The sequence below is a fragment of the Frankia sp. CcWB2 genome, assembly GCF_977927585.1.
Map to the genome: position 1 here is coordinate 1 of NZ_CDWRCM010000173.1, position 9,120 is coordinate 9,120.

The 9,120-nt window shown below is 70.8% G+C and carries 6 protein-coding genes; 3 read left to right on the plus strand and 3 right to left on the minus strand.

Features of this window, described 5'->3' with window-relative positions; genetic code table 11:
• Window positions 1-337 (plus strand): aldo/keto reductase (locus tag ACY45C_RS16575; RefSeq protein ID WP_462188478.1); only part of this gene is annotated, 337 nt, incomplete at its 5' end.
• Between the two features lie 64 nt (window positions 338-401).
• Here the strand turns inward: ACY45C_RS16575 and ACY45C_RS16580 are convergent.
• Both ACY45C_RS16580 and ACY45C_RS16585 read right to left on the minus strand, forming a co-directional pair.
• The gene (locus ACY45C_RS16580; RefSeq protein ID WP_462188479.1) at window positions 402-1,187 is read right to left on the minus strand and encodes an ABC transporter permease subunit; all 786 of its coding nucleotides are present in this window, start codon (window positions 1,185-1,187) and stop codon (window positions 402-404) included.
• Window positions 1,184-2,353, minus strand: coding sequence for an ABC transporter ATP-binding protein (locus ACY45C_RS16585; protein ID WP_462188480.1), 1,170 nt, complete (start codon window positions 2,351-2,353; stop codon window positions 1,184-1,186). The genes ACY45C_RS16580 and ACY45C_RS16585 overlap by 4 nt, the downstream gene beginning before the upstream one ends.
• A 632-nt stretch (window positions 2,354-2,985) precedes the next feature.
• Between ACY45C_RS16585 and ACY45C_RS16590 the strand changes: the two genes are divergently transcribed.
• Both ACY45C_RS16590 and ACY45C_RS16595 read left to right on the plus strand, forming a co-directional pair.
• The gene (locus tag ACY45C_RS16590; RefSeq protein WP_462188481.1) at window positions 2,986-4,932 is read left to right on the plus strand and encodes a PP2C family protein-serine/threonine phosphatase; all 1,947 of its coding nucleotides are present in this window, start codon (window positions 2,986-2,988) and stop codon (window positions 4,930-4,932) included.
• Between the two features lie 46 nt (window positions 4,933-4,978).
• Window positions 4,979-5,695, plus strand: a complete 717-nt coding sequence (locus ACY45C_RS16595; RefSeq protein ID WP_462188482.1) for a DUF4230 domain-containing protein — start codon at window positions 4,979-4,981, stop codon at window positions 5,693-5,695.
• A gap of 27 nt (window positions 5,696-5,722) precedes the next feature.
• Here the strand turns inward: ACY45C_RS16595 and ACY45C_RS16600 are convergent, their stop codons facing one another.
• The gene (locus ACY45C_RS16600) at window positions 5,723-8,551 is read right to left on the minus strand and encodes an alpha/beta fold hydrolase (RefSeq protein WP_462188483.1); all 2,829 of its coding nucleotides are present in this window, start codon (window positions 8,549-8,551) and stop codon (window positions 5,723-5,725) included.
• Window positions 8,552-9,120: the final 569 nt, after the last annotated feature.

A 9,120-nucleotide genomic window follows, 5' to 3' on the forward strand; every position in this document is an offset into this window, starting at 1 on the left:
ACTCGGCCGGTCCGCGATCCGCGCTTACCACGCGGAGCACGGGATCGTGACGGAGGCGTGGAGCCCGCTGGGCGCCGGCACCGGGCTGCTCGACGAACCGGTGATCGCGCGGATCGCCGCCGCGCACGAGCGCACCCCCGCGCAGGTCGTCCTGCGCTGGCACATCGAGCTGGGCATCGTGGTGGTGCCGAAGTCGGCCAGCCCCAGGCGCCTGGCGGAGAACATCGACGTCTTCGACTTCACGCTCTCCGCCGAGGAGATCGCCGCGATCTCCGGACTGGACCGGGGCGCCGCGGGGGAGGTGGACGCCCTCGACTCCGACGTGTTCGGGCACTGAGTCCCTGGGAGCTCGGGGTCCAGGGACACTCGGGACAAAATAACGTTCTTATTTCCCATTTCCCTTATGAGGTCATGTCCCGGCGCCAGAAGAGGACGACAGCGACCAGCACCATCGCGGTGCAGTAGACCAGCCCGCGCAGCAGCGCGTCGGCGTAGGGCGTGGCGACGGCGGAGCCACCGGTGGTGATCGCCTCCATCAGCTGTACCGGCAGCCAGGCCCGGGCGGGACCGTAGATGCGCGTGACCAGCATCTCCACCGGCAGCGCGTAGGCGACCGCGACCGCGATCGCCGCGGCGGGCGCGCGGAAGACGATCGCGGCCAGGGCGCCGAGCGCGGCGTAGCCGAGCGATCCAGCGCACAGGTTGACGAAGCTCTTGCCCAGTTCGGCCAGCCCCGCCGCGCTGCTCCAGGCGGCCGTCGACACCCCCTTCAGCGGCGCGAGCGCGAAGGACAACGCGACCGAGACCACGGTCGCCACGGTGATGACGAGGACCACGAACGCCGCCAGAGCCAGCAGTTTGCCGGCGAGAAGCCGGAGCCGGTGCGGCTGGGCGACGAGCTGGTTGCGCAGGGTCCCGTGCGCATGGTCGCCGGCGAGCGACGCGGCGACGACGGACAGGGCCACCACGCCGAGCAGGATGCTGACCGCCTGCACCCCCTGCACGACGCCGTTCGCGGCGGACAGCCCGCTGGCCGTGACGGGGTCGCCATCGAAGTCGTTGTGCCCCACCGAGACGAAGGTCAGAACGGTGCCGAGCAGGGCCGAGGCGATGACCGCCCCCAGCGTCCCGAGCAGGAACCGGGTCCGCAACAGCGGCACCCATTCGGCGCGGAAAGCCGTGATCATGTGGCACCTGCACGGCTCTGGGCCGGGTCGAGCCCGGCTCCCACGGGGGGCACGCTGCCGTCCGGGGTGTTCTCGGAACGAATGAGGTCGCCGTCGATCTCGCCGGTGACGCGCAGGAAGGTCTCCTCCAGGTTCGGCCGATGGGTGCGCAGCGAGCGCAGGGTGATGCCGGCGCGCATCGCCAGTCGGTTGAGGTCCGCGGCCACCCCCTCGCGGGCATGGGCGGTCACCACCGGATGGCGTTCGCCGACTCCCGCGTCGCACGACGGCCCGGGGCAGAGGTCCATCTCGACCCGAAGGCCGGTCTCGCCGAGGAGCCCGGCCAGGCGGCGGGCGTCGTCGTCCCGCTCGGGCACCATGAGGATCCGGGGATCCTCGGCGGCGAGCAGGTCGGTGACGTGCCCCTGGAACAGCATCCGCCCGCCGTTGATCATCACCAGATGATCGCAGATCTGCTCGACCTCGGTCAGCAGATGGCTCGACATGAAGACCGTCATGCTGGTGCCGGCCAGCTGGCCCAGCAGCGCGCGGATCTCCCGGATGCCCGCCGGGTCGAGGCCGTTCGTCGGCTCGTCCAGGATGAGCAGGCTGGGATCGGGCAGCAGAGCGGCGGCGATGCCCAGGCGCTGCTTCATCCCGAGGGAGTAGGCGGTGAACCGGTCGTCGGCCCGCTCGGTCAGGCCCACCTGTGCGAGGGCTTCCCCGACCCGCCGCGCGCGATCGGCGCGGCGCCGCCCGCCGATCCCACGCAGCAGGGCGAGCTGGTCCAGATTGCGCCGGCCGGACAGCCCGGGATGGAACGTCGGGCCTTCGATCATCGCCCCGACCCGGCCCAGGTAGCGGGCCGGATGGGAGATCGGCGCGCCCAGCACGTACCCCTGGCCCGCCGTGGGGCGGATCAACCCCAGCAGCATGCGCAGCGTGCTGGACTTCCCGGCCCCGTTCGGGCCGACGAAACCGGACAGCGTCCCGCGCGGCACCTGGAGGTCGAGATGGTCCACCGCCACCCGATCGCCGTACCGCTTGCCGAGCCCGCGGGTCCAGATCGCCGCCTCGGCCGGGCCCTCGGGCGACCGCCCGGCCGGCCGCGGGGGCCGCGCCGCACCGTGGGGGCGACCAGCCACGTTCGATGCGTGCGTCGGTTCGGTGACCGAACCCGAAGTCATCGTCTGACAGCCTCCCAGATCATGCATTCAACTCCCGGAGATCGGTCGATCCGTCACCCTCCACCGTGACTCCGTCATCCACCGTGCTCTATGGGGAGTCGTGCCCGCGGAGGCCGTCGTGGTCGACCAAAGGCGCGGCCGCTGGCGGGACCGGCACCGGCACGGGGGCCGATCGAACTCCCGTGCCTCCCGGCGGTACGCGCTGGGCGCCGTCGGCGCCGGGCACCGCAGTGGCCGGACCAGTCCCCGGCTCGGGATCCCGGCTCGGATCCGCCGTGCTCAGCAGGCCTAACGAGTGGACCACGGGCACCGTTCCAGCTCCCGGCACTCCGGAGCGCTCGGTGCCGTGGGAATCCGGAGGTTTCCGCCTTGTCCGAAAGAGTGGCAACGTGCCGCTATGTTTACTCATTTCCAACACGTCATCAAACAAGCACTGTGAAAGTCTGGGGCTAGACTGGGGCTGGAGTAGGTCCGCGCCGCCGCCGAGGTTCGCGATCATTCGGCGCAGCACATTGAGTGCGGCGCTCATCGTTCCATCCGTGAGATGGGGTAGCTGTCGTACGAGCCTCCCCGGGGGACCCCGCACGTCACCCGACACAACCGGCGCCCGACGGCTGGACGACAATCTGCACATGGGCGAGACGGCTGGCCTTCGGCGCGGCATCCGGGTGCTGACGTTGCTCGCCAGCATCTCGATCATCGTGATGCTGGTGTTGGCCGTGGTCTCCGCCCTGCGGTCACGTCATGCCGCGACGGAGCGGAGCAGGCATCTGGACCCGGCGGCGACTACCACCGCGATTCTCCTGGCCGACTTCGTCGACCAGGAGAATGCTCTGCGTGGCTACATCATCACCCGGGACCGGGGTTTCCTTGTCCCCTACGATGAGTCCGCCAGCTCCATCCCGGTCCTGATGGCACAGCTGGACGCGTTGCTGGCCGACTTCCCCGTGCCGCGCGCGCAGCACGGGGAAGTCGGCCGGGCGTACCGGGACTGGCGTCGCGAGGTTGTCCAGCCGGAACTGGCCGCGATGACGAGGGGAGACACCGCCGCTGCCCGGAATATCGTGCGCACCAACGCGCGCCAGGACTTCGACCTGCTGCGCCGCGAGGTCGCGGAGCTCGCCGTGGCGATCGACCGCGAGCAGGTCGAGGCGTCCGGGCGGGTGGAGAGTGCCTCCGTGCTGCTGCTGAGCTCGCTGGCCAGTGCGATGTTCGTCATCCTCGGGTTCCTGCTGACCATTATGATCATCTCGCGCCGATGGCTACTCCGCCCGATCGGAGCGTTGCAGCGATCCGTCAACGCGGTGGCCGCCGGTCGCTACGACACCCGGATCCCCTCCGTCGGCCCCAAGGAGATCGTGGAGCTGGCCGCCGACGTCGAGACGATGCGCGCCCAGCTGGTGCGGCTCGTCCGCCAGAACGAGCGGTCGTGGGAGGCTCTGGCCCAGCAGGGACCCGCCGTGATCGCGCTGCGGGACGCGCTCACGCCCTCGTTCCTGCGGGCCCGCGGCCTGGTCCTGCACGGCCGGGTCGATCCGGCCGAGGGCGAACTGGCGGGGGACTGGTACGACGCCTTCGAGCTGCCCGACGGGCGGGTCGCCGTCGTGGTCGGTGACGTCTCCGGTCATGGAGCCGCGGCCGGGGTCTTCGCGTTGCGGCTCAAGCAACTGCTTGACGCGGCTCTGTCGACGGAGATCGATCCCGGTCGGGCCCTGGAGTGGACGGTGGACAACCTCGGTGAGATCGAGGAGATGTTCGCGACCGCGATCATCGCCGTCGTCGACCCGCGGACCGGGGACCTGTCCTACGTCAACGCCGGTCATCCCGACACGCTCCTGCTGCGCCGGGCGGTGCCCGGGAACATGGCCTCGGCGGGCGAGCCGCCCGTGGGCGAGCTGTCCGCGGGCGCGGGGTGGGTGGGCGCGGGGTGGGTGGGTGCGGTGTCGGTGGGCGAGCTGCCCACAGGCAAGGTACCCGCGGACGCGGTGCTTCCCGGCGGGGCATCCTCACGCGAGGTACCCGCTCCGACCGCTCACCTGGTTGGCCCCCGCGATCCCGCTCGGCCGGGAGGCGGCCCCGGTGACGGGGTGGGCGGATCCGCCATGGCGGCTGCTGTTGGACCCGCGCATGCTGTCGGATCGGCCCGCGGGTCGGGGGATGGGGCGAACGGTGCCGGCCCCGAGCCCGGGCGGGTGCCGGGACCCGGTTCCATCGTCGGCTCCGGGCTGGGAACGGCGCAGGTCGTTCGGCTGCCTCCGACGGGCCCGTTGATGTCGAGCCTGCTCGCGGAGCCCGGGGCGTGGGGAATCCAGACGCTGCGGCTCGAACCGGGCGACGTGCTCTTCGCCTACACCGACGGACTGGTGGAGGCGCGTGACGAGGCCGGGCGGCAGTTCGGGCTGCACCGGCTGATCGCCGAGATCCTCCGTGATCCCACGCGCACGCCGGTGGCGCTGCTCGACGACGCTTTCGACGCGGTTCGCCGATACGCGCCCGGGCGGCAGGGCGACGACCGTACGGCGATCATTCTCGCCCGCACCGCCCAGTGTGGCTCCACGATCGCGCCCGGAGAGCCATAGCGGCGACATCGGCGTGGTTGCCGGCCATTTCGGGTAGAAGACGCTCATGAACGACGAGTCCGGCTTGGACCGGCCCACCCGCTCGACCCGGTCTCCGCGATCTCTGCGGTCCCGGCTCAGCCCACTGCGGTTGATCGCCGTCGTCGCTACCGTCGCCGCCATCGTGCTCGTCCTCGCCGGCATCGCCCTGGTGGCGGGATGGCGGCCGAGCCTGCCGAACCCGTTCGAGGAGAGGACGGTCGACCGCAGTTCCCCGGCGGTACTGCGCTCCCTGGAAGAGCTGAGCGACTATCACGCCGCCAGCGCCCACTTCGAGGTGGTGGTCGACCTCGAGAAGGACAGCAAGTGGATCCCTGATGCGCTGCGCGGCGAGCGCACCCTGTTCGTCGAGGTCGGCACCGTCGACTCGGTGATCAACTTTGGTGCGCTCGGCAAGGACGCGGTCACCGTCTCCCCGGACCGTCGTGCGGTCACCATCGAGCTGCCGAACCCGACGCTGTCCAGGCCCGAGCTGGATCTTGACCACAGCTACGTGGTGGCCCGCCAGCGCGGCGCGCTGAACCGCGTCGGCGGGTTGTTCGGTGGGGTCGGCAGCGACCAGGAGCTCTACCGGGCCGCGTCGGCGCGGATGACCGACGCGGCGAGGACGGATGGCCAGGTGCTCGACCTGGGCAGGAAGAACACCACCGCCATGCTGCGCGGTCTACTCGGCGCGCTGGGTTTCACCGACGTCAGGGTGACCTACGCAGCCGACCGCCGCTAGGCGAACGGAGTGCTCAGCCCGTCGCAGTCAGCCTGTCTCAGCCAGCCCGGCAACCACCCGGTCGATCTCGGCCCGGAAATGCTCCGAGATCTTGATGATGTGCGGTTCGCGGAGCAGGTAGAAATGCTCACACGGAACGAAATGGATGTCATGGCTCCCGGTGAGGAATGCCGACCATGCGTCCTCCGGGTCCGGATTCTCCGCCGATCGGTACACGAGGGCCCGGCCGGGCCACGGCCGCGGTCGGTAGAAACGTTCGAGGAGCCGCCCGTGGTTGAAGAAGACGTCGAACTGTTCGAGCCCGCCGAACTGTACGACCCCGGTGAGCGGAATCTGTACCATTTTCTTGAGGGTCGCATTACTGGTGAAGTTCGCCCGCTGTTCCGGTAGCAGCTTCTGGGTGAACCGCGCCAGCCGGCCGCGGTAACCGCGCGCGTGGTCCTCGGCTGCCTTCGACGGCGCGGTGGCGCCGGCCGCCCCGGTATCGCCCGCCTCGGTATCGCCCGCCCCGGCCGACTCGATCCGCAGCGAGGCCGGCAGGTAGGTGTCCATGATGGACAGGAAACCGACCTCCTCTCCCGCGGCGGCGAGCTGCTGGGCGATCTCCATGGCGATCAGGCCACCCAGCGAGTGCCCGGCGAGCAGGTAGGGACCCCGGGGAGCCAGGACGCGGATGATCTCCAGGTGGCGGCGGGCGGTCCGCGCGACGCTCCAGTCCGGGAAACCCCGCCGCTCCAGCCCGTGCGCCTGGAAGGCGTAGACCGGCTGGTCGTCACCAAGGCGGCGGGCCAGTGAGTGGAAACCGAGGGCGAGCGCGCCGGCCCCGGCGAAGCAGAACAGCGGCGGCCGCGAGCCGGTGGTGCGCAGGGGGACAACGGTGGGGTGCCGCGGACCCGACTGCTGCGCGAGTGACAGCGAGCGGGCGAACTCGCCCAGCGTCGGCGCGTCGACCAGCGCCGATGACGGCATGGTGATCCCGAGCTTCTCCGCGACCAGGGTGAGCAGCTCGTTCGCTGCCAGGGAGTCGCCGCCGAGCTCCATGAAGTCGTCCCCGATGCCGACCTCCTCGAGATCGAGGACCCGCGTCCAGATGTCGGCGACGACGATCTCCCACTGCGTTCTCGGCCGGGCGGAGACGGCCGGGGCCTCCGGCGGGGGCGGCAGCGCGCCCCGGTCCACCTTGCCGCGTTCGTTGCGGGGCAGTTCCGTCAGAGGGATGATCGTCGTCGGGACCATCCAGACCGGCAGCTTCTCGCGCAGCCTCCGCCGGATCCGGACCGGGGACAGGGTGTTGCCGTGTACCGCCGGCACGACATAGGCGACCAGCCGGTTCCGCGCCGAAGGATGCGCGACGGCGGTGACGACCGCCTCGGCGATCTCCGCGGAGCTCAGCAGCGCCGCCTCCACCTCGCTCGGTTCGACGAGGTAGCCGCGGATCTTCACCGCTGCGTCCCGGCGGCCGAGCAGGACCAGCGTGCCGTCGGGTTCGAACCGGCCGACGTCGCCGGTCCGGCAGGTGGTCCGGCCATCGGTGAGCGGGGTGAAGCGGGACGCCGTCATCTCCGTGTTCCCCCAGTACCCGGCCGACAGGTAGGCCGAGGTGACCTCCACGTCGCCCACCTCGCCGGGATCGGCGGGCGTGCCGTCCTCGCGGCGCAGTACCACCTCCTTGCCGGTCGCCGGCAGTCCGGCGGGTACCGTGCCCGCGGGCGGCTGGGTGCCCGGCGGGACCTCGAAGAAGCCGAGGGAGGCGATCTCGGAGGCACCGGACCAGTTCACGTAGGTACACGCCGGTGGCACGTGCGGCCGCAGCGCCGTGATGTCGCGTCCGTAGACGGCCTCCCCGCACGTGGTCACGATCCGTAGGTCGGCGAGGACCTGGTCCGGTTCGAGTGAGCCGACGAGGGAGCGCAGCAGGGACGGAGTGGTCTGCAGCGCGGTCAGGTGCTGCGAGGAGATCCAGTCGGCGAGGCCGCTCAGGCCCACCGCCCGGGGATCATAGGCATACATCCCGGCCCCGTTGAGCAGACCGAACACCACCACGGTGATGCCGGCGGCGAACGAGTACGGCAGCACGAGGGCCAGCCGGTCGCCCGGCGCGAAACCGAGGCGTTCGGCGCCGGCGTAGGCGTCGCACAGGAACGTGCCGTTGGTCCACACCACGCCCTTGGGCGCGCCGGTTGAACCGGAGGTGAACACGATGCAGGCCGGATCGTCGACCAGCGGCTGCGGCCACCAGACCGCGTCCGCGCCGTTCGCCGCGATCCACCGGGCACCGTCCGCGGCCGCCGTGGCGAGGTCCAGGACGAGGCGGGGGCCGCCCCCGGCCAGCGCGGCGAGCAGGGCGTCCGGATTCACGCTGGATTCGGCCGTGGCGTTCGAACCGTTGGTCCCCACCGGCTGCAGGCCCACCGTCGAGCGGGCCACGGAGCCGTCGCCCAGGTCGGTCAGCAGGGCCACGCAGCCGGCCTGCCGAACGATCTGTGCCATCCGTTCGGCGGGCACCACCGGATCCAGCGGGACGACCGGGCGCCCGGTTTTCAGCACGCACAGCACGCCCAGCAGGCCAGCCACGCTGTGCGGCAGCAGGGTCGCGACCGGACCGTCCTCGTTCGCGTCGAGGCGGCCGAGGACCGCCATCGCGATGTCATCGGTCCGGCGATCAGCCTCGGCGAAGGTCATGACGACGCCGGGAGAGACCAGCGCGGGCGTGTCGGGCAGGTGCGTGGCGACCTCCCGGAACCGGCTGACCACCGAGGCCGGCAGGTCGTCGAAGTGCAACGCCGGGAAGAACGCGCCACCTTCAGGCGTCGCGACCGCAAGGGACGCGCGCCGACCGCTTTCGTTCAAAGCCACTCCCTCGTCCTGTCCTCTCTCGGCGTCATCGGTTTACGACGGATGACGATGATCTTGTGTCCTGGCCGGTCCTCACCTCGTCAACCGGGTGCGGCTGGTTACCCCTGATCGGGGGGCGGACCTCGAATCCCGTATGGTCACGGATGCGCCGGTGCCGGGTGGCTGCGCGATGGGACGGGCCGTTTGTGGTAACCCCGTCCAACAATCTCGTACGGTGCTGCAACCGTTCGCTCGTGGTACACGAACAGCCTCCCCAACACGCAGTCCGGTATAGCGCGTGCGACTTTATACCACGGTGCTGTGGCTATCTTATGGTCACTCCCGGTAACCCTCACTCAAGGGGTAGTTTGTCGGTGGTAATCGGGCTTCGGCTATGTCCGGCGCAAACGATTTGCCGTGATCCCGGACTAATTTGATCCCGAGTCGGCGGTTCGGCCGATGGTGCCCGGATCCGGTGCCGCCATTCCGCGGCGTCGCGGCCCGGAGCTCGGGGCGGCTCGCGGCCGCACGATCGCCGGCTCCTCGCTCCAGGAGAGCCGGCCCGCCGCGGCGGGCCGGCGCCGGGCCCC